The organism is Pseudomonas sp. CBS (genome assembly GCF_024734645.1).
In the GTDB taxonomy this organism is placed as follows: Bacteria; Pseudomonadota; Gammaproteobacteria; order Pseudomonadales; family Pseudomonadaceae; genus Aquipseudomonas.
In genome coordinates, this window is the sequence record NZ_CP102929.1 from 1,127,045 (window position 1) to 1,146,688 (window position 19,644).

24 protein-coding genes and 2 pseudogenes are annotated in these 19,644 nt (G+C 59.9%); all 26 read right to left on the reverse strand.

Annotation, left to right across the window (positions count from 1 at the left end):
* Positions 1-88: 88 nt before the first annotated feature.
* Positions 89-479 (reverse strand): annotated as a pseudogene (locus NVB75_RS04955) (DNA adenine methylase); the annotation flags it as partial.
* Between the two features lie 173 nt (positions 480-652).
* Entirely contained in the window at positions 653-1,195 is a 543-nt protein-coding gene (locus NVB75_RS04960; protein WP_258346265.1) for a lysis system i-spanin subunit Rz, read from the reverse strand.
* Positions 1,177-1,740, reverse strand: coding sequence for a glycoside hydrolase family 19 protein (locus NVB75_RS04965; protein WP_258346266.1), 564 nt, complete (start codon positions 1,738-1,740; stop codon positions 1,177-1,179). The genes NVB75_RS04960 and NVB75_RS04965 overlap by 19 nt, the downstream gene beginning before the upstream one ends.
* A gap of 47 nt (positions 1,741-1,787) precedes the next feature.
* On the reverse strand, positions 1,788-2,834 hold the full coding sequence (locus NVB75_RS04970) for a phage late control D family protein (protein WP_258346268.1): 1,047 nt from the start codon (positions 2,832-2,834) through the stop codon (positions 1,788-1,790).
* 95 nt (positions 2,835-2,929) lie between these two features.
* Positions 2,930-3,136: a tail protein X gene (locus NVB75_RS04975; protein WP_032888644.1), complete on the reverse strand. Its 207-nt coding sequence runs from the start codon at positions 3,134-3,136 to the stop codon at positions 2,930-2,932.
* Positions 3,111-3,956: a phage tail protein gene (locus NVB75_RS04980; protein WP_073453784.1), complete on the reverse strand. Its 846-nt coding sequence runs from the start codon at positions 3,954-3,956 to the stop codon at positions 3,111-3,113. The genes NVB75_RS04975 and NVB75_RS04980 overlap by 26 nt, the downstream gene beginning before the upstream one ends.
* A gap of 10 nt (positions 3,957-3,966) precedes the next feature.
* Positions 3,967-6,870 carry a phage tail tape measure protein gene (locus tag NVB75_RS04985; RefSeq protein WP_258346270.1) on the reverse strand — a complete coding sequence of 968 codons (2,904 nt, stop codon included), beginning with the start codon at positions 6,868-6,870 and terminating at the stop codon, positions 3,967-3,969.
* 150 nt (positions 6,871-7,020) lie between these two features.
* A complete protein-coding gene (locus NVB75_RS33295; RefSeq protein WP_258348533.1) occupies positions 7,021-7,305 on the reverse strand; it encodes a phage tail assembly protein in 285 nt (94 codons plus the stop codon).
* A 39-nt stretch (positions 7,306-7,344) separates the two neighbouring features.
* Positions 7,345-7,620 (reverse strand): annotated as a pseudogene (locus NVB75_RS33300) (phage tail assembly protein); the annotation flags it as partial.
* A gap of 13 nt (positions 7,621-7,633) precedes the next feature.
* The gene (locus NVB75_RS05000) at positions 7,634-8,137 is read right to left on the reverse strand and encodes a phage major tail tube protein (protein ID WP_258346271.1); all 504 of its coding nucleotides are present in this window, start codon (positions 8,135-8,137) and stop codon (positions 7,634-7,636) included.
* A gap of 12 nt (positions 8,138-8,149) precedes the next feature.
* Complete coding sequence (locus NVB75_RS05005) at positions 8,150-9,316, reverse strand: phage tail sheath family protein (protein WP_073453777.1); 1,167 nt, start codon at positions 9,314-9,316, stop codon at positions 8,150-8,152.
* A 90-nt stretch (positions 9,317-9,406) separates the two neighbouring features.
* Complete coding sequence (locus NVB75_RS05010; RefSeq protein WP_258346272.1) at positions 9,407-9,790, reverse strand: hypothetical protein; 384 nt, start codon at positions 9,788-9,790, stop codon at positions 9,407-9,409.
* Positions 9,791-9,799: 9 nt separating this feature from the next.
* On the reverse strand, positions 9,800-11,239 hold the full coding sequence (locus NVB75_RS05015; protein ID WP_258346273.1) for a phage tail protein: 1,440 nt from the start codon (positions 11,237-11,239) through the stop codon (positions 9,800-9,802).
* On the reverse strand, positions 11,236-11,841 hold the full coding sequence (locus tag NVB75_RS05020) for a phage tail protein I (protein ID WP_258346274.1): 606 nt from the start codon (positions 11,839-11,841) through the stop codon (positions 11,236-11,238). The genes NVB75_RS05015 and NVB75_RS05020 overlap by 4 nt, the downstream gene beginning before the upstream one ends.
* A 1-nt stretch (position 11,842) precedes the next feature.
* On the reverse strand, positions 11,843-12,724 hold the full coding sequence (locus NVB75_RS05025; protein WP_258346275.1) for a baseplate J/gp47 family protein: 882 nt from the start codon (positions 12,722-12,724) through the stop codon (positions 11,843-11,845).
* Entirely contained in the window at positions 12,721-13,047 is a 327-nt protein-coding gene (locus NVB75_RS05030) for a GPW/gp25 family protein (RefSeq protein ID WP_073453769.1), read from the reverse strand. Before NVB75_RS05030 ends, NVB75_RS05025 begins: the two co-directional genes overlap by 4 nt.
* 5 nt (positions 13,048-13,052) lie before the next feature.
* Entirely contained in the window at positions 13,053-13,322 is a 270-nt protein-coding gene (locus NVB75_RS05035) for a hypothetical protein (protein WP_258346276.1), read from the reverse strand.
* A 57-nt stretch (positions 13,323-13,379) separates the two neighbouring features.
* Positions 13,380-13,913, reverse strand: coding sequence for a phage baseplate assembly protein V (locus NVB75_RS05040; protein ID WP_258348534.1), 534 nt, complete (start codon positions 13,911-13,913; stop codon positions 13,380-13,382).
* A gap of 29 nt (positions 13,914-13,942) precedes the next feature.
* On the reverse strand, positions 13,943-14,458 hold the full coding sequence (locus NVB75_RS05045) for a hypothetical protein (RefSeq protein WP_258346278.1): 516 nt from the start codon (positions 14,456-14,458) through the stop codon (positions 13,943-13,945).
* Positions 14,458-15,117 carry a hypothetical protein gene (locus tag NVB75_RS05050; protein WP_258346279.1) on the reverse strand — a complete coding sequence of 220 codons (660 nt, stop codon included), beginning with the start codon at positions 15,115-15,117 and terminating at the stop codon, positions 14,458-14,460. The genes NVB75_RS05045 and NVB75_RS05050 overlap by 1 nt, the downstream gene beginning before the upstream one ends.
* Positions 15,114-15,434 carry a hypothetical protein gene (locus tag NVB75_RS05055; protein WP_054917694.1) on the reverse strand — a complete coding sequence of 107 codons (321 nt, stop codon included), beginning with the start codon at positions 15,432-15,434 and terminating at the stop codon, positions 15,114-15,116. Before NVB75_RS05055 ends, NVB75_RS05050 begins: the two co-directional genes overlap by 4 nt.
* Before the next feature lie 2 nt (positions 15,435-15,436).
* Positions 15,437-16,432 carry a major capsid protein gene (locus NVB75_RS05060; protein ID WP_258346281.1) on the reverse strand — a complete coding sequence of 332 codons (996 nt, stop codon included), beginning with the start codon at positions 16,430-16,432 and terminating at the stop codon, positions 15,437-15,439.
* Positions 16,433-16,494: 62 nt separating this feature from the next.
* Positions 16,495-16,833: a head decoration protein gene (locus tag NVB75_RS05065; protein ID WP_258346282.1), complete on the reverse strand. Its 339-nt coding sequence runs from the start codon at positions 16,831-16,833 to the stop codon at positions 16,495-16,497.
* Positions 16,830-17,960 carry a head maturation protease, ClpP-related gene (locus tag NVB75_RS05070; protein WP_258346283.1) on the reverse strand — a complete coding sequence of 377 codons (1,131 nt, stop codon included), beginning with the start codon at positions 17,958-17,960 and terminating at the stop codon, positions 16,830-16,832. Before NVB75_RS05070 ends, NVB75_RS05065 begins: the two co-directional genes overlap by 4 nt.
* Entirely contained in the window at positions 17,957-19,438 is a 1,482-nt protein-coding gene (locus tag NVB75_RS05075) for a phage portal protein (RefSeq protein ID WP_258346284.1), read from the reverse strand. The genes NVB75_RS05070 and NVB75_RS05075 overlap by 4 nt, the downstream gene beginning before the upstream one ends.
* A complete protein-coding gene (locus tag NVB75_RS05080; protein ID WP_032889620.1) occupies positions 19,438-19,644 on the reverse strand; it encodes a phage head-tail joining protein in 207 nt (68 codons plus the stop codon). The genes NVB75_RS05075 and NVB75_RS05080 overlap by 1 nt, the downstream gene beginning before the upstream one ends.

Below are 19,644 nucleotides of genomic sequence, written 5' to 3' on the forward strand. Positions count from 1 at the left end.
AAATGTGTTTGAGTTGAGAAACATAGCGTTTGAGAGCGCCCTTGATTCGAATTTCAGAACCTGTCAGAAAAGACGAACTGCGCACATATTTTCTTATGTGCGAAAGGTGGGTCGCAAAACTCGTTGTGGCGGTACCAATCGACTCCCCATGACCTGGCAAGACAGGCATGATGCTGAAGGAAAAAAAAGCAAACGGCGCACTGGATATCTGTGAGAGTTTCAGGGAGGGACATCTTCTGCAACTCGAACACCTTGCTAGAACTGAGCGCCCATTTGACCTGGCGCACAAATTCTTCCAGGTGGTTCTGCACGAAGCGGTACAGTGTCGCCAGGTCGCCGTTGATGTCGTTCAAGACTTCAACCGGCGCTGCCAGGGGGCGCAGGAAGTAGATTGTGGAGCCTGCAAAAACTTCGACATAGCATTCGAGAGGTGGGAAGAGTGGGATAAGGCGGCCGGCCAGGCGGCGTTTGCCGCCCATCCAGGGGATGATGGGTGTGGACTTATGAAAGCAAGACCTTTTCTGTATGGATAAACAGTTATAGGCTCGCTCCGCTTTGTGCACGAAGCAGGAGCTTTGGCTGGACTTGCAGGGACGTTCTGCGGGGAAGGTGGCCGGGTTGGATGTTGACGCATCCTGCCCGGCCGCTCCTTTTACTTCGGTGTAGAAATTTCTTTCGCGTAGGCCTGACAGGCCCGCAGGGCGATCAATCCTTGGTCGCCGGTATCGGTGATTCCAATAATTCGTTGAGCATGCGCTGGGTCAAGTTGGGCTCTAGTGGTGCCATGAACCACGCGGCCGGTGGCGGTGGTAGCTGACATTGAACAGCTGCCGGCGGTTTCGGTGGCGGCGAGTACGACTGACAGCCGCAGATCAGCAGTAGCCAGGCGATCACGCAGACGAGCCTGCTTGGTTTGCTCATCGGTCAATTCCTTGTAGTGGGTTTCGTCTTTGTTCTGCAGACGCTGTTCCAGAGCCAGGCGCTTGTCCTGCTCGGTACGCTGCACGGCGGCAGACGCTTGGGATAACTCGTTAAGGGTGTCCGCCTGCAGCCGGGCCTGGCGCTCCAGCTCGCGGCCATAACGCCAGTCCTGGGCTGTCCAGGCCAACGCAGCAGATCCGGCAATCACCATCAACAACAGCACGCCGACGGCAGCGATACGGAACTGCGCGGGGATCAGATCGAGGAAACGCATAGCACCGCCCTCGCCCTGGCCCACAGCTGCAGCCGATCCTCCAGGCCATTGAGGCCCCCATTGATCCGGCGGGTGATGGTGTTGAACTGGTCTTGATCCGCGAGCGCATTCAGCCCATTCACGGACCAGAACCACGCCGCCGACTCTGCTGCCCATTGCGGCTGCTCGAGCAGCTCGGGGGTGCGCAGCAATCGCTCATCACCGAACAGTGCCAGGCTGCAGCGCAGATAGTTGTCGTGGCCGGTGATCTGGATCAGTCCACGGCCACGGTAGCGCTGACCATCACCATCGGCTTCCGGGGTATTACCGAGCTTCGTAGCCAGGTTGCCGGTGTCGTATTTGCTCAGGTACTGATCACCCCCCAGCTCGCGGACGTACTGCAGTTGACCCGACTCATGACCGACCTGGGCCAGGAACACAGCCTGACGCTTCGGTGTGTTGATTTGCCGATTGACCATCGCCGTATTGAGGGCAGATACAAAAACGCCCGCATGGCGGCGGGCGTTCGGCATGATGCGTTGCAGCTGTTGTTCGGTGACGGACATACAAACTCCAGATATAAAAAAACCGCCCTGAGGCGGCGATGTATGCTTTAAGGCGCGTTCACGTTCACGACCTTGAGCGGGGGTTTAGCTTTCTTTGCCTTGCCCTTGGATTTGCCCTTCTTGCCGGCATTGCACTCAACAGTGGTCGACCAGCCGGATTGGGTGAACACCTGCTCCACCGAGTCCGCCAAATACTCACCATCAAGGCCGACCTTGAAGCCCAGGGCGTTGATCAGGCGCTCTGCAAAAATATCTGTCCGGCCAGGCATCTCGAAGCGCACGTCGGCGGTCGAGCGATTGAACGCCGCCAACCGAGCTTTGGCGGCAGCCTCGGCGGCGGTCTTGTTCGGGTAGATATGCCGATCGGTATGCACCGCCGGCAAGCCATCCGGGGCGTCGTCGTTGTCCACGGTGACCACTGCCAGCTTGCCGTCCTTCTTGTTCTGGTGCTTGGTCGCCACGGCCTTGTGCGAATTGCGATCCCCAAGGCTGAATTGCCAACGGCTGAGGTCGCTACGTGTCAGGGTAATCGCGCCAAACGCCTTGCCGCTGGCTGTCTGACCACCCTGACGCGGCATCACCAACAGCTTGCCGTCGGCCACCTTGGCCGTGCAGTCGTATTGCTTGGCCAGGCGCGTAATGAAATTAAAATCGGACTCGTTGAGCTGGTCCACCCGGGCGACTTTCGTAGCCACCGGGCACACCGCTTGCCAGCCATTGCGAGCCGCGATATCGGCCACGATCTTCGACAGCGGCACATCCTCCCAACTTCCGCTACGGATGGTCTTGCCACTGCCGCGCATGTCGCTGGCCTTGCCCTTAATCACTATCGTATCCGGCGGCCCCGACACTTCGACCGTATCCACCGCGTAACGCCCCAAGCGCACTAAGGACGTTTCGGCATAGCCCAGGTAGATCTCGATAGAGCTGCCACGCCGAGGCAGCACCACCTGGCCGTCCCGGTCATCAATGCGCAACTCAAACTCGTCGGACTCCATCCCGGGCTTGTCAGAGGTGCGAAGCAACAACAATCGGTCATTGATTTTGGCCGTAACATCGGCTCCATCAGCCACGATTCTAAACATAGGGGTCATGGATTTTGTCCAAAAAAAGCCCGCGCATGGCGGGTAAAAAACAAATAGTCGTTACGCGTAACGCGACGGGCAGCCGGCGCCGGGAGCGCCCGAGGTCAATCCCACAAGCTGACGCCCTCCCCGGTCGGGCTCGGCAGATCCGGCAGGTAGATCACCACACCGGCTCGGTAGGGCTGGGGCTCATCCGCCAGCCCCTGATTGGCGTCCAGCACCGCCTCGGTGCTGCCGTTCAGATGGCCATAAACGTTATGGCAAATGACATCGAGCATGTCCCCGTCAGACGTTCTGCATGTCGTCGCCATAGCGCACAAACTCCAGACTGAACCCTTGTTTACGCGGAATCCCACCGTGCAATAGCGCGCCCTGTTCCTCGTTGATGCTTTTAAGGCACCAGGTGCCAATCACATCGCCATAGCCCGTGGTCAGGCTCAACGGCTGAAGCCTGGCCCCAATGCTGCGCAACGTGTCGAGCTGCTTAAGCCCGCCCTTGAAGCCCGGGTAAATCGTCCCTTTGAGCGTTAACTTTTCGTCTCCCATGCCTACGGCCTGCTGCGCCGGGCGGCGCGACAGGCGCTCTTGTGAGGCCCAGCGGAATTCGGTCGAACGGCTAAGTTCATCGAAGGCCGCCGTGTCCAGATTGAAGTAGTAGGGCTGCTCCTTGGGATCACGCGGCTGGATAATCAGCAAGTGCGGGAACGGCTTTACCGCTTCCGGCGCCGGGGTGGCATCCGTGGCAAACGCACTGGTGGGCACGATGTTGGCCAGCGACGGGCTGACGTTTCCGGCTATCTTGTTGATCGCCGTTGCAGCCTTGCCCGCCTGTTCCTTCAGCGCACCCATTCGCTCCTGCACCTCGGTGGCCGCCCGAGTTGCACGGCCGTACACGGCTACTACCTGGCCGACCTTGGACTGTGCTGCATCCACGCCACGCATTACCCGCTGTAGCTTGGCGCCGACACTCGGCCCCACGAACGGGATATTTTCCAGCTCGGACGCGGCGCCGGTTAATTCCGAAATTGCGCTGTTGACCGGCCCCAGCATGCCGTCGGCACTGCGCCGTCCAGCCTCCCCAGCTTCGACCAGGTACTTGAGGCCCGACAGCAATTGTTCCATGTAAGCCATGGAGCCCTCCTTACAGGTGCGGTTCGTCGTATAGCTTCGCAGCGTTTTGTTTCGCCGCATCCGCCATCATTAAGCGCATGTGCGGCATGAGGTCTTGCGCCAGGCGCTGCGGGTCTTTCACATCCCCTTGCACTGTTACCGGCATGCTCAGTGAATATTCAAACTTCTGATCCACTTTGGCCGGTGCAGGCTTCTCCATCTCTTTCGGCTGAATTGCCACAGCGGCCGACTTGGTCGGCGCAGACACTGCCAGGGAGCGAGCCGCATCCCCCATCGCCGGCACCTGAGGTGCCGTAGCCATCAGCAGCGAACCTGAGCCGTTCGCGCCGTTGAATGACTTACCCATAGTGGCCAGGCTTGGAATAGCTGGCCCCGGCCGAGGCGCCATCAGCAACGGCGTTACCGGTGGAGCGGGCTTTTCGTCATCCCCCCCAAACCACGACTTACCCGCTGCGCCGCCCAGCGCAGAGCCCCCCATGCTGCCCAAATAAGCGCCCACCAGCCCGCCGATAGCGGTGCCGATGATCGGCACCACTGAGCCAATAGCGGCCCCTGCCGCAGCGCCGGCCATAGTGCCGGCAAGATTTCCGGCGGCCGCACCATAACCCTCGGCTTGTTCGTCCTTGGTCTTGGCGTTTTCATAGGTGTCGAAGGCCATGGCGCCGGCCTCCATCAGCGAGCCCCCGGGTATCATCTTGGCGGCTTTGCCGATCTTACCGACTGCTTGCACTACCCCGCCAAGCCTGGCCATCGCGCCGCTAGGCACCGGTACCGGTGGAATCGGCGGGCGCGGGATTGGCACAGGTGGCCGTGGGACCGGCACCGGAGGCCGTGGCACTGGCGGACGTGGGACCGGAGGTCGTGGCGGACCACCCGCCCGAGGTGGCGTTGGCCGACGGCGCGAGGGGTTACGCCTTGAACCTCGACCACGCCGGCGTGCTTCGCCTGGCCCTCCAGAGGCCCCTCCCATTGCACTCGCGTTAACGACGAAAACCTTCTTAACGCTGTCGTCACCCGCCCCGGAATCACCACCCGCGCCGCCGTCGTCGCCAGACACAGCGTCTTTAGCTAGCGAAACCACTTTGAGGCCAGTCGCGATCAGGTTGAATTTTCCGGGCTTCTTATCATCATCGCCATCCGCTTCGTCGTCGCCATCGACAGGCTGGCCCTTAAAGGCCGCTACCGCCTTGAGCCCGGTCTCGACCAACGACAGCGCTTTGCCGGCCTTGCCCTTGGGCTCGGCATCATCGCCGCCACCCTTACCGTCCTCGGCGTTGGTCACAAAGACTTTTTGCACTTCGCCGGACTTGCCGCCCAACGAGCCCCGCGCGACGTTGAGCAATCCTTTGGCGATTTTGAACGAGCTAAACAGGCCTTTGAGCGCAATCAACCCGCCACCAACCGCCGCGATGCCCGTCACCACCCCTGGCGCGCTGTCAGACAGCGAGGTAATGCCCTTGGTGACTCGGGTCAGCGTTTCCGCCACGGTATCCGTGACTGGGCGCAGGGCGTCCCCCACGCTGCGCATGGCGTCATCCATCGACTGAGCCATCTCGGCCCACTTCTGCGACGACGCCTCACGCCGCTCGCTGAGGTTTTTGTCGAGGATGCCAGTGGCATCGCGCGAATCGTTTTTAAGCTGGCTGTACAGCGCCTTGTTCTGCATGTAGGCAGACAGCGCGGCCTTCACCTGCATGTCAGCGAACAGGTCGCCAGTGCGCAAGGATTCCTCCAGCGAGGCCATCATGGCCTTGGCTTTCTCCGGGTCGGATTCCTTGCTGATTTTTGACGTCGCCTCGGCCATTGCTGCCGCACGCTTGGGATCAGTGGCTTGAATGTACTTCTGAGCCAACGCCATGCTGGTTTCCAGCGTTGACATACCGTTCTGCAAACCGGTCTGCATCGAGCCCTTGTAGTCGATACCGGCCTTGGCATACGCCTTGACGGTCTCGCCTGAGCCGATTTTTCCCATCCAGTTTTTGAGGTTGTTGGCCGCCTCATCAGCGCCGCCGGCAGACTTCATCTGCACTTGCAGCATGGCCCCCAACTGCGTCACCGCATCCATGCCAGTGATGCCCAGGCTGCCCATGTTGGCCAACAGTTCAGGGAACCATTTAGCCATGTCAGCCGCTTCGAAGCTGCCCGCCTGACCTTGGTAGGCAATTGCTTCCAGCGCCTGCTGCATCTGCTTGGGGTCGGTGATCTTGGCGTTTTGCCCCAGGGCATTGATCATCTTCGCCGTGTCGACACCGTTTGATCCCTGGCCCACGACAAACTTGGCCGCGACCGGCGCATATTCCAGGGCCTTGCTCAACTCCATACCGGCGCCAACCAACTGGTTGACCACGTCGGCCACGTCGTTGCGCGCCATGCCGGTGTCACGCGAAGTGTCGATGATCTTGCGCGACATCTCCTTTTCTTGAGGCTTGTTGGCAATGCCGGCCTTGATCGCGATGTCACGAACAATGGCGCCAAAGTCCGCGCTGACCTTCGTCGGTACAGCCAGAACACCGACACCCACGACAGCGGCGCCGACAGCGCTTTTCATGCCAGCTTTACCCGCATCAAGCTGCTGATGCCCCTTGGCTTTAAGCTCGGCTTTGTTGGCCGCTTGCCCCATAGACCGATAGGCCTTCTCCAAACGGCCAACCTCGATCCCCTGCTTTTTCAAACTGTCGAGGTTGGAGTTCAACCGGCCCAGCAGCTTTGAAGCCCCTGCTGAACCGCTATCGTGGGCTTTCTTCCACTCATCGCGCAGGCGAATCGTGTCGCCGATAGCACTTTGCAGAACACGCGATTTTTTGCCTTCCGCCTCAAGGCGCTTGATTCGCCCCGTAACGTCCTTGAATGCAGCGCCGACCGTCGAGCTGACGGCGCCGCCAATCACTAGCCCGAGGGCGAGTTTGTTAGCCATGTCTTGGCCCCCATTTGCGCAGCCTTACCGACGGCAGCTCAATCCGTGAGCCACCACACCATCTCAGCAAACGGCATTGACTGAATCTCGGCGGCGGAAAATCCTGTTTCCGCCGCCAGACGTTTCGCGGCCATTTTTATGACGCCCGGATCAAAGCCCGTCGTCTTGGTCCATACGAAAATAGCCGGCCTGCAAGCGGTTAAAATCCACCAGTTTCAGGCCCTCCAGATCCGCGACCGGCGCACCGGCCAGCGCCGCAAATAACACCAGCTCGCGCTGTTCGTCATCACCGGCAGCATCACGATTCGCCGCGCGCACATCGCCCACTGTCGGGGAGCGCAGGGCCAATTTATCAACCGACACCCCGTTGATTTCACTAGGGCAGGAAAGCGAAACCAGGGCCTGATCGGTGGTGACCGACAGCCACGATGGCATCACCGCCGTGTAGTCTGTATCGGGTACCAGATGCGAATAAGCGGCTTGAACACGGCGATAGTCCACAAGCTTGAGGCCTTCAAGATCCTTAACGCCCACATCGGCCAAGCCAGCGAACAGCATCAGCTCACGCTGTTCCTCGTCGCCATTCGACGCCTTATCGGCTGCCCGCACTTCGCGCACGGCCGGGGCACGCAAGGTAAATGTCTCGACCAGCACGCCGTTGGCATTGCTTGGCCGCGTTAGCGTAACGACCGCAGCGAGCGCGCTGAGCGACAGCCAGGCTGGTACTTTCTTAGCAGTTGCTTGATTCATCTGGATCTATTCCTTACAGGCCGAGCGCGTTGCGCACTTCGAGGAGTTGGTCTTTGCCGTCGATCACCTGCACGCCGGCGACCATGTCGATTTCGTACATGAGGCGCCCGTCGATTTCGAGCTTGTAGTAAGCGACCGCGATGGCGTATTTAATCTCGGCCGGATCACCGGCTTTCCAGTCGCCCAGGTCGACCTCTTTGAGACGACCGCGCAAGGTGGCGACAACGGCCGTCACAGCCCCTTTCTGCCCCCTGAAGGCGCCCCGGAACGTCGCGTTAAAAGCGGTGCCATCGGCCAGGCCGAAGTACTTCAGCGACTCACGGCGCACGCCCTTGGTAACAAAGGACGCCTCCATTTTCTCCAGGCCTTGGTCCATCTCAATGGCACCGGCCATGCCGCCTGCCCGATATTCATCGGTTTTGCTGGTCAGCTTGGGCAGCGTCAGGCTAGGCACGTCGCCGGCGAAGTTCACGCCGTCGACAAACAGGTTCGTGTTAAACAAAGTTTGAGGAATCATTGACGGTGCCCCTTAGGCTGCTTCAAGAACTTCGGTCATCCACTGATCGGTGACTTCGAAAAGGAAATTCGGGTTTTCGGCCGGCGGCACGTCGGTGAACCGGATGCGCCAATAAACCTTGCCCTGGGCAATTTGGCTGGCCGTGTTCAGCTCGGTGTCCGGGAACACTTCGAAGTTGATAATTGCGCCCTGGGCTTTCAGGTCGCGCATGAACGCTTCCAGGCCGTCCGTCACATCCTTGACGTAAGTCTTGGTGATCGAGCGGTCTACCGCCCACTTGTGGCCGGCCTGCACCGCATCCATGAGGATAAACAGGGTACGAACGCGGGTAACGAACGCCCATTTCGGATCGCTCGACAGGGTGCGGTTACCCCACAGGCGATAGCCGTCATCGCGGATGATCGTCGCGATATTGGCGTTGTTCAGCAGGTTGGCACGGCATGTCGCGTCACCGTCCAAATACTCCACAGCCCGGGTCGTGCCGGTAATGCCGGTGAACTCCTTGTTAGACGGCGAGGCCCAGAAGCCGTATTCCGCATCGGTCCAGGCGAACAACCCCGCCGCCCAGGCTGAACCCGGGGCGTCGACGGTCTTGCTTAGTTCGGTGTCCCAGTACTGAACACCGGGGTCAACCATGAACAGGTTGCGACTGCCGAAGTTATCGGCGTAAAGCATGGCAGCCTCGTCGGTGGTGCGAGGCCCATCAAGAATGCCGATAGCCCGCAGTTTCTGCGCCAGTCCATCAAGCGCGGTGGCCACCGCCTGAGTAGCCGTGTGACCCGGTGCAATCAACAACCGCGGCTGTGCGTTGAACAGGCTTTTGCCGTCAAGCAACGCTTGCAGGCCGGTGCGCTGACCCGATGCCAAAACACCGCCGATAATCGCCGAGGTTTGCAGCGCCGCGTCTTCCAGCTTCGGTACGCCGATAGCGACGATTACCGCCTTGGCCTTGGTATAGATCGCTTTACAAGCCTTGGTGATCGCCGAATTAGCACCGAACGCGGCAATGGCTTCGCGCTCGGTGGTGATCAGCTTCAACTCGCCGGCTTTGGCAGTGCCGCCGCCCAGCTCGCCCGGGGTGAAGGTGTCGCACAGCCCGATAATGGAAGACGACGGCAGCGAGATGGTGCGTGCGCCGGTATCAACCGAAGTCGTGGTGACGCCGTGGAAGAAACTCATAACGTTCAATCTCCAGACATAAAAAAACCCCAAGGAGGGGTTAGGGGTTCACATCAGTTATAGAAAATCTTGAAGGGTTAAGACTCAGGCTTATGAAGCTTCCTCAGTCCACGGAAAGCGCTTTTGGATTTCGTTGAAGCGAGCAATGCCGGCGTCTCTCACTGCCTCCCAGCCAGCCTCACCCATGACCTGCATACGGTTGGCTTCGGCGAAGTAACGGTCAGATCCCACAACAGGCTCAGCATAAGCCGCAAGCCGCAGGCGCTCGATGTCTTCGCGCGTCTGAGGGACTGAGGGCAACACTTGCTTAGTGATCTTCCCGTCAGCATCAATCGACCAGATGCCATCGTTTTCACGGATGAGCCTTAACCATAGGGCGTCATCAACTTCGACGGCGCCTTTCGGGATTTCATGAGTGCCCTTGATCAGGCGTTGATGAAGCGTTCCGTCAGCGTGAAAAGTTGCGTAGTTCATGTTTTCCCCTCAAGTACCTACCGCGATATAACTCAACCCCGCCGAGCCCGTTACGCCGGTGTTGAAGGTCGTAAAGCGGTCTGCATACACGGCGCCGCTTGCACCGCCCACGCCGTCGCTCAGGCGAACGCTGTAGTCGCCTGAAGCGTTGTTGTTGTACGCACCTACGACTACAGCGCCAACATCCGTTGGGAATGGGATAGGGAAGTAGGTGGTGTTGATCGCTGACCCCGTGAGCGAAACCCCCACGTTCCATTGAACAATCCAGCCTTTCAGCCAAGTCGGAAAGACGATGTAGCCGACCCGACCGATCAGGATCCTAAAGCCCCAGCGTTGTTTCTTCGGCGTCACGATGGTGCTGTCATCGTCACCTGCGTCGACCAAAGTTTTGGTGGCGATACGCGCAATTCCGAGTGTGCTTTCAGTGGCCTGAATCACCTTTGCTGCAATGGCTTGAAAGACCCGCAAAGCGTTCATTGGCTTGTTGGTGTCGGCTCCGGTTTCAGCCTCGACCTGACTCGTAAACGGAACTCCGTACCCTGCCAGCGAGTTGGGGGTTCCCGTTAAGGCTGAAAACTTGAGCCCGGTCAGGCCCGAGCCGACGCCGGTGATCGGACCAGTTATATCGACCCCGTTGGAGGTGACTCGAATACCATTGCCACTCGCCCAGGGCGTAGAGCCGAGCCCCATGAACATCGAGGTGATGGTGTTGTAACTTCCGGTAAAACCAAGCCCGCCTTTCTCGCCTCCGTTGCTCCCAGCGATGAGGCCGCTTGCCCAGGACGGCGAACCCACAGGCTGAATGTAGATGGCTTTAGCATCGGCCATGTTGATGGAATCTAACAAGGTACCGCCAATGAGCCCCATCTCTTGAAACGTCGAAGGGTTATCGCCGCTAACGACGATGCCGCGTTTGTTGATGTTTACCCGCGTGTACCTGCCATCTGGCCTAGTGTCCGGCAACACGTTGAGAAACCAAGTGTCCACATATTCCCGCGTTGCCAGGACAACCGAAGGATCAATTTTCAACTCAATGTTCGACGTACTGCTGACGATCAGGTTGATCCGAATAACTTGCGTACGACCCGAGCCCTGGCTGAGCAGCGGCTTAAATGTTGGAGCGCAGTTTGCGATAGCTACCAGATCACCGGCCGCGTCATACAGACCAATTTCCCGAATCCACCAACCACCGATATTTTCCGGGATGATCTGCTCGGCGATGATGACGCTGGCATTTTTCGGATCAACCTTGACCTGGTTCAGCGGCGCTCGTCGGCGCTCATTGATGAGTTTCGTTTGCGTACGACTCGGCATAGGGTCAGTGCCGTTGGCATCACCCACGCCCATTTGAGAGAACGTCCAAGGCACACCTAGCGCGTCTGCGTTTGCCTGTTTGGCTTCACCCACAGCGGTGAGAATTGCAAAAAACTGGCTGTTTTGGTCAGTCATGAGTAGATGTCCATCGTGTCGATATGATGTTCTCGGCCACCGACGGCAAAGTAGCCGATGACATCGATGTCGCGCTGAGTCGGTGGGTAAACGCTGAGTTCGTCGCCTTCGTAAACGCTGACGCCGATGTATACCGTGCCGGTGCTTTCCAGGCTGATCGCCAACCCCGTCATGTGCCGACTGACCGGCTTGGCGTCATCTATGAGCCAGGTCAGCTCTTCGTACATTTCCTCGGTGATGCCTGTCTCCAGCACCCCAACCTTCAAGGCAAATGTCCCGGGCACGCCCTCTGGCACGGTCTGCCACCACTCCAGCACTTCGATCAAATACCCGAGCGGTTCAACCACCCGACGCAACGCGCCGATAGTGCCCTTGTGAGCATGAACGTAGAACGCCGAGCGGATAGCGGAGCGCTTAACCGCTTCCGACCATTTGTTGTCCCAGCGGTCCACCGACCAGGCCCAGGCCAATTGGTGCAGCAAGTGCGCCGGGCAGGTGTCAGCGTTGTAGAGGTCGCGCAGCGGGACAATCGTCTTATCGAAAAACGCCGCCTCCATGGCCCGTTCCAGTTGCGTGCTGTTGATCGGCAATAGGCTTTTCATGTCAACCCGCCACCGTCACGGCGTAGCCCGTACAGTACGCCGCCTGAGCCTTGGTCGGTGCCAAGTCCTGCCAGCCGACTAGTTCAACCCGGGAAACGCCGGCAACGTGCAACTGAGCGTCTACGCCGGACCGTGCCACCTCAATGCCCAGCCGTTTGCGCGGATTGATCCAAGCCGCCAACCGACTTTTCGCCTCGGACAAACTGGCATCCGCTTCCGGACCAGCGCTGGTCATGTGCAGGATCGCTTCAATTTTGTAGCGGATCACCTGGGCGCTTTGCACCGTCACCCGATCCCCTACTGGCCGCACGTCGTCGTCATTCAGCGCGGTGGCTACTGTAGCCAGCAACTCAGGGGAGGCCTCGCCTGCCCCGTCCAACCCCAGCACCGTGACCGTGACGTGACAAGGCGCCGGGCTTTCGGCTGTGGCATCCGCCACCAGCCCCGAGGCGTTGCGCGCATGCAGGATGTAGCTGTTACGCGGACCGGCCGTGGTCAAGCCCTCATAGGCCAACTGGATGCGCTCACGAAACGCGGCGTCATCCTCCTTAACCTCCGGCACCGGTGGTACCGCCAGCAGATCCTCGGCCTGAATGACTAGGCGCTTCAGATTGACGTTGGCCCCCAGGTGATCAAGGTCGCCGCGTATGGCGTGCGCCAACAACAACGCTTTGCCGGCGTCATTGACCCGGGCGCGGTTGCCGACCTTGATGTAAGCACCAACCTCCAGCACCTTAACCACCGGATCACTTTCAAGGGCGGCAGTCCAGTTGCTGCCCATGTACCCGCGAAAAACCCCGAGCCCCTCCTGATAAACCGCTTCGAAGTCCAGCGGCTCCAACACGGTCGGCGCCGGCAATGACGACAGATCCACGATACTCATACAGCCACCTCCAGCGTGACGCCGTCGCCCAGGTACTGCCCGACGATCTTCAGGTTGATTTGCCCGCCGATAACGGAAAGGACGCGCACCTGGTCCAGCTTCAAGCGCGGTTCCCAGCGCCCCAAGGCGCGAGCGACTTCGGCTTGAACGGCGCTTTTCCAACCCTCTGTAACGGGCAAGTCAACAAACCGTCGCAGCTTGCTGCCGTATTCAGGCCGATGGCGACGACTGCCCAGTGGTGTGCCCAAAATGTCTGGAATGCATTGGCGCAAGTGCGCGATGCCGGATATGGGCTGGCCGGTATGGCGGTCCATTCCGATCATTGTGATTACTCCTTCAATTGCTCCAAATCTGGATGCGCTTTCAAGAACGCAAATTGATCATCGCCACATGCGGTAACGCGACCTTCAACAACAGCAAGTGTCCCGCCGCCGGGTAGGATCAATGTCCGCGAGGTGAAAACCTTGTCGCGAAAAACACGCGCTGGCCCGATGGACTCAACCGCGCTAGCAGTAACGGAAAACCCCAGCGGCGCCGGCTTCACTCCCGAAACCACAATGGTCTCGGCAGAATCGCCATCAGTTCTAGACTTACTCATAAGGCAGACTCCAGATATGAAAAAGCCCGCGCTGGGCGGGCTGTTTGTGGGTTGAAATTAATGGGTGTGGTGATTGCTGTTACCACCAGCGTCAATGATCGCGCCGGCACTGGTGATTCCCTTCGTGACGTGTAACGCGCCGTCGATGGTCACCGCCGCCTTCAGATTGATGTTGCCGGTGGTCACATTCACGGCGCTGTCTGTGATAACCGCCTCAGTACTGGCGACTTTGATCGTCACCGTGCCGCTGGGCAGAGTGATGCTGTAGCTCTTGGCTTGCCAGTCGTAGATCAGCGAACCGCCGTCATCAAACCGCCAGACTTCCACATGATCGCGGTTATCCGGCGGGGGGCCGGCATTACCATACAAACCTGGGATAAATGTGCCTTGAGCCACGTCACCGCTGGCACTGACCAACGCCCCCTGCTCGCCCATAGACGGTGCCCGCCAGTGCCTAGCCTTGCCGGCTGCGATACTGTGCCAACGTACCCAGGCGCTAACCCAGTCGCCATCCGACACCCGACACACCGGCGGCGAGGCGGTCAAGTCGAGTGCCACCACATAACAATCCTTCACCACCCCGGCGAGCATGCGGTCATGCTGGGCGCTGGCATAGCCGCTCACATGTCCCCCGCAGGCACAAAGTCCTCTTTGACATCGTTGTTGAAGCCAAACAACAGCATGCCAGGCGGCTGATCGGGCCAAGGCCATTCTTCAGGGCCGAGGTACACTTGCTGCGTCCATTCCACCAGCCATACGGTGTAACCATCCAACGCTGGCTGGGTCCAATCCTGTAGTGCCTGAACGAACTCTGCCGGCTCGACCTCAAGCCCCCAGGTCTGAGCCCTCAGTAAAACAGCAAGCTGAGTGACCAACTGCACCGCCTGTTGCTGATGCTGGAGAGGGATCGGGTCAACAATAATCCGCGCCTCGAACTTGCACACCAACGTGGTTTCACCCGTGCCGATGTCGGTGCCTGGTTCAATCTCGGCCAGCTCCAAAAACACCGCCGGCAGGGCAATGCGGTCCTGGATGTTCGGCCAGGCCCTTACTGTCTGAACGCCTGGCAGATGCCGCACTAGGTGTTGCTCGACCGCTTGGTATAGCTGATCCAAGCTGAAAGGTTCGTCAGCCATTACCCGATCCTCTTGAGGTACTTCTGCAGCTCAAAGTTAAGTTCCTGTTTTAGGATCTCCAGCAAGCGTTCATCGGCCTTTTGTACCCAGCTTTCAAAGTGCGGACGGGCCTGCTCCAGAGACACTTTGGCCTTGGCCAGCGGGAAGCGGCTGCCGTTTTCCGCAACCCACCCTGAACCTGGCCCTCGACCGGGTGACACCGTGCTGTCGGGATAATCGTCTGCGTTGAAATGCTTGCTCGCAGTACGAATCCAGATGTCTGCTTTGTTGCCGTAGACCTTTTTCAGGAACGCGCCCTGGTACCGCCGCCCGGCAACTGAAACACCGCTGCCGGTCTGCCGCGCTCGTCCGATTCGGCTGGACTCAATGGCGTTCAAACCAAACCACAGCTTGCCGCTCGCAGCTCCGCCGGACACCGGGTAACTGCGCAACCGCTGACGCACCGCCGCAACAGCAATGCGCTCCTGGCGACTGACTGCCCGGGCGATGTGCGTGCGCAACCACCCCAGAGTCTTGTTGATCGCTCGACGTTGCGCCGTAGCTGCTGCCTTGGGCACCAACTTGGCGAAGTCCTGAAACGCCTGGAGATCTGCGGCCGAGGACTGGATAGATATCATCCCGCCGCCAGCGGAGGGCTTGTAGTAGCTACCGACACTCATGGGCGTAACCTCAAGATCAGGGCCACCAGACCGTCACCACTCGGCTCCAACTGCAGCAGGTCATAATCGCCGCCGCCATCCAAGGCAGGCAAATCGACGCTAACCAACAGCCCTCGTACAAGACCCTCCGAATCAGAGACGCGGATCTCAAACCGAGGCTCGCGCAAGCCAGTGTTCAGCTTGCCGAGCTTGGGCTGTAACCAGGGTGCAGCGAACATGCCTAGCACTGGTTGTTCGCGCCCCTCGATCCGTGCGGTATCGCCCAGTGTTTCGAACACCACCGCGTCGACTTCGGCGACCAGGTCGCGAAAGCTCACGGTCAGAGCTCCAGCAGGATCTGCGCCAGGGGCCGCGTGCACAGGTGCAGCGGGTTAGACTGAGCTTCACCGGCCACGCCCTTGTTGAACGGCAGCGGCTCGATCTTGCTGTAGTACGGGATGCCCTGGGTATTGACCGTTTCCATATAGTCGGCCGGTGCAAAGGACGAGATGTACAGATCCGGGACGCCTTCAGGGATCAGCAGCGCCTTGTCGTCATGGACAAAAGAAACTCCCGCAACCTTGCCGCGATAGCGCTCCCAGACGATCCCGCCAAACTCGAAGCTCTCACGGGCATCGCCACGCAGGGAGGCGGCCTGCATGGTGTTGAGGTAGGTCTCTTTGACCGACTTGTGGACGATCAGCTTGTTCCAGAAATTTTTGCCGCAGAAGGCGCGGGAGCCGGTGCTGGTGATGCTGCCCAGAGCTTCCTCTTGCATATCAAGTGCTTCACCGGCACGGACACGCAGCTCAGTGTCCGGGTTGCCCAAGCCCATCGGCAGCTTCTTACGAACCACGCCGAACGTCTTGTAGATATCCAGCAGCGAGGTCTTGCCATCAGCGTCCAGGATTTGCCCATTCAGGGCGCCCATGCGATGGAATTCATGAGTGGCGTCCAACTGACGACGGGCCTTCGCCAAGCGCTTGTTGACCACATCCTGCACGGACTGCAGCTCAGTGCGCGAGCCAAAAGCTCGGATGCCCTGGATCTCATCCGCCTTGATGGTAAAGCGTTCGGGCAAGTGCACAGTGTTGAAGGGAATCATCTGACGCTTGGCCCCGCCAACCACCAGGCCCGAGGTGCCACGTTCACCGGCTGGCACCAAGGCCAGGGTGTCGCCGTCCTTCTCGATCTGCACGGTCAGGGTGCTGATGCCTTCTTCGCGGAACAGCCCGAGGCTGCTGATACGGCCCGGCAGGTATTCCTGGTCATTGATTGCAGCGGTCAACGAGGAAACGCTGAACGCATCGTCTTCAAAAATGGCGATATCGGCCATGGGGTACTCTCCAGAAACGAAAAATCCCGCACGCAGCGGGATGGATAAAAAGGGTGAGCGTCTTAGCGGACGATCACGAAATGGGTAGCCAGGGCCTTTTCAGCAGCAGGATCAAGGCCGGTCAAATGCGCCTCACTGACCTCGGCCAGGCGCACGATGGCACGCCCGCGACGTGGCACATCCGACTCGCCCAGCGGACCGTAGAGGATGGCAATGGCGTTTTCGGTACCGTCTTCGGCGGTCGGCTTATATGGGGCGAACTCGCTGGTAAGGGTGACCAGGCCAAGAATCTGACCAGGCTCCAAGGCAGCACCAGCGGCGACGTTGATCGCTTCGCGGGAAATGTTGCCAGCGCCTTCAGACAGCAGGAACTCGCCTGCGTGCATCGATTCGATTTTCATGCTCTTGCTCCTTTCGAGTTACCGTTCTGCGCCGCCTGACGGGTGGCCCAGATTGAGTGAGTGTCGACCTGTTTGGCCTTGATCGTTGCGGCTGGGTCATCGTCCAGCGGCAGGCTGTTGTTGATTTCAAAGGTGCCGCCGCTGCTCACCAGTTTGTCGAACAACCGCGCGCGGACTGCCGCTTCGTCGAGACCTGCGCTGATGAACTCGCCGGTCAGCTCTGGCAATCGTGCTGCTACACACAGTCCGTGTAGGGATTTGGCTTTAGTCAGCGCTGCCTGTACCACGGCTTCGCTTTCCAGCTTGGTCGCTGCGAGTATCGGGTCCACCAGGTTGCTGATGCCGGCCGCTGCACATCCCTGGGTGACCATCAGAGCCAACTTGGCCGCGTCCAGCACAGGGGCAGGATCAGGCTCAGGCGGTTCGGCTTCAGGCTCTTCGTCCAACTGGGCGAGCAGTTCAGGCGGCGCATGCTGGAAGCGCTGCAACACGCTGCCCTGGCCGAGACAGGCGCTGACCTTGAGGCCGTCGCCGACTTCATCCGCCAGACCCAGCGCCACCGCTTCATTGGCCGTGAGCCATGTTTCAGCGTTGACCATGCGCCGCAGCTCGGCTTCGTCGATGTCCGGCGCCTTCGCTTTGTAAGCCGCGATGATCGCTTCCAGGGTTTGGTCCAGCACGTCCGCGACACGGCGAAAGTCTTCGGCATCACCACCGGCGTAGGTGTATGGGTTGTGGATCATCAGCATGGCATTAGCCGCGATCACCACTCGGTGAGCGCCGCACACCGCGACACTGGCCGCGCTCGCCGCCAGGGCATCAACGCGCCCCGTGCAACGCTCGCCCAGGCGCGACAGTGTGTTGTGGATCGCCAGGCCGTCGAACAGGTCTCCGCCGATGCTGTTGAACGCAACGATCACTGGCGACACACCGTCATCCATGGCGCGCAGATCCTGCACGAACTGATTGGCGGTGACGCCCCAGGCACCGATCTCGCCGTAGACGAAGATTTCGATGTTGCGTTGGTCGGCTTCGCCGCTGGCCTGGAGGGTGTACCAGCTTTTATCGGCGACCTTGACCTGCTTGCCCGCCTTGTCATAAACGCGGGGCTTGGCTTTTTTACTCATGGTAATTCCTTGTCATCAATAGGCTCGATGGCATCAAGAGTCGTGTAGTTGAGGCCTAGGGCCGTGGACCTGGCGAGGTCGGCAGCGTTTTCAGCGTCGATGGTTTCGGCGTCGTAGCCGTTGCGCAGACACATCTCACTGCGCGAGCCAAAGCCAGCCTGCACTTCCATCCGCCGCGCCTGTACGTCCTGCACTGGTTGGATGTAAGCCCAACCCTGCGGCACCCAACGTGTACGCAGATATTCGCGTCGACGTTGCGCGTAGTCCGGTAGCACCAGGGCACCGGACAACACCGCCATGTCCATCCAGGCAGCCCGCACCGGGCGACACAACTGATGCACATAAACGCCGAACTGCAGTTGCTCCAGACGCCGCCGGAACTCGTTGAGCACCACCCGAAGCGCCCGGTCGTTGACCTCGCGCATGTCGCCGGTAAGGATCTCGTACGGAGTGCCCGAACCCGCCGCCGCCGCCATCAACTGCTGCCGCATAAAGTCCGGGTAGTTGTTGCCGGCATCCGGTGGCTTGGAGAACTCCACCTCTTCACCTGGCCCCAGCTCCTGCATGGTGCCGGGCTCCAAGGCGACCATCGGCGTGAAGCCGTCGCGGTCAACGTTCAATGGCATGCCAGTAACGGGATCACGAGGCTGCTGCGTAGCCTCCGGTGCCGGGCGCTTGATGAAGCCCGCGAACAGGTTCGCCACTTCCTGCCGGAACAGCACCGCGTCGTCGTAGTTATCCAAGCTGCGCAGGCGCTTCAGCACCGGGGCCAAACGTGGGACGCCGCGCAACTGCCCGGGCTCCATCGGTTCGAAGATATGCAGCACCTGTGTTGCCGGTACGCGCACCAACTGGTTGTAGCCAGCGTTCAACGACGACGAGTCGCGTGGATGCGATAGGTACATGTAATACGCCACACGCTTGCCCGCCGGGTTGAACTCGATCCCGGCGCGGATCACGTTGCCGTTTTTGGCCATCTCAAATTTATCGTGAGGGACAAATTCAGGCGCCAGCGCCTGCAGCTGCAGCGGTACTGCCAACCCTTCGCTCGGGCTGCGGGGTCGCAATCGCACAAAGCATTCACCGGCCGTTTCGACGGTGCGCGCCACCAGGGCCTGCATGCCGTAGAAGTCGGTCAGCTCATCGGCATCCGCCTCATCCACCCAGTCATCCCACAGCTGCTGCTTGAGCTTGCGCAGCTCGGCGTCGTCCGTGGTCGGCCTGGGCGTGATGCCGGTGCCGATCAGGTTGCTTACGCGTTTGTCGATGACGTTGAACGCGTACGGGTCATTGCGCACCGCCGCCCGCGAACGCGCACGTAGATTGCGCAGGGCCGGGGTGTTGATGCTATTGATGCCGTTGTCCGTGGCTTCCCAACTGGCCGAACGTCGGCCCTCACCGGCGCCTTCGTAACTGGCCTTGATGTTCGACGGCAGCAAGAATCCGTTACGGGTCAGCGTCGGATAATGTCGGGCCATTAGATTCCCTTGCCTCCGTGGGTAAGCCGGATCACGCGAGAGCGCGGCCCAGCGGCTTGGCTCAGCGACGTGCGGATCTCGTCGCGGGCCTTGAGAAGTTCGTCGATAGAGCGGTACTCAACCGTGCGGTCGCTGTAGCGCACGGTCTTTTCACCGCGTGCAATGGCGCGCTCGATGGCTTCGAGGTGCTTCGGGGTAAACGACAT